Here is an 809-nt window from a genome sequence, read left to right as displayed (position 1 = left end):
ATATTCAATGGAGCTATAGTGACTGTGGTGAAAAAAGCAGCGTTAAAATGAATAGGTCTTTCATGTGATATTAAACATGAGATAAGAATAAGGAGATAGAAACATAATGGAATTTTGGGAATCAAGTTTTATTGAAAAACAAACGATGTGGGGATTGGAACCTACAGAATCTGCAATTTTGACAAAAGATTTTTTTATTGAAAAGAACGTTAAGGATATATTAGTTCCGGGTATTGGTTATGGAAGAAATGCAAAGGTTTTTATCGATAATGGTATAAATGTAACAGGTATTGAAATTTCGAAAACAGCGATCGATTTAGCAAGAGAAAACGGACTAGAAGATGTTAGTATGTATCACGGTTCAGTAAACGAAATGCCTTTTGATAATAAACTGTATGATGGGATATTTAGTCATGCACTTCTTCATTTGTTGAATGGACAGGAAAGAGAGAATTTTATTGAAGATTGTTATAATCAGTTAAAACCAGGCGGATATATGGTTTTTACAACTGTTTCTAAAAAAGCTCCCATGTACGGAAAAGGAAAACAGTTGGATAAAGATTATTATGAGATAATGGAAGGTGTAAAAATGTTCTTCTATGATTCTGAATCTATAAAAAAAGATTTTAATCAATATGGATTAGTACAAGTTTCGGAAATTGATGAACCAAATAAGAACATGGCAAATAAACCTCCAATTAATTTTTTAACGATAAAATGTAAGAGAGAACTATAATTAAAAGTTATTAAGAATTATTAAAGATGTTTATATATTGATTATGCACAAATAAAAAGGACAAGCATATAAT

General features: G+C 29.4%; 1 protein-coding gene. It reads left to right on the top strand.

The genetic code is table 11. The features are described 5' to 3' along the window. Positions 1–106: 106 nt before the first annotated feature. Entirely contained in the window at positions 107–736 is a 630-nt protein-coding gene (locus tag GBN78_RS29870; protein WP_000397628.1) for a class I SAM-dependent methyltransferase, read from the top strand. The last annotated feature ends 73 nt before the right edge of the window (positions 737–809 follow it).

The sequence above is a fragment of the Bacillus sp. B2-WWTP-C-10-Post-4 genome (assembly GCF_009183805.1).
GTDB lineage: Bacteria > Bacillota > Bacilli > Bacillales > Bacillaceae_G > Bacillus_A > Bacillus_A cereus.
This window is presented reverse-complemented; position numbering and strand designations above follow the sequence as displayed.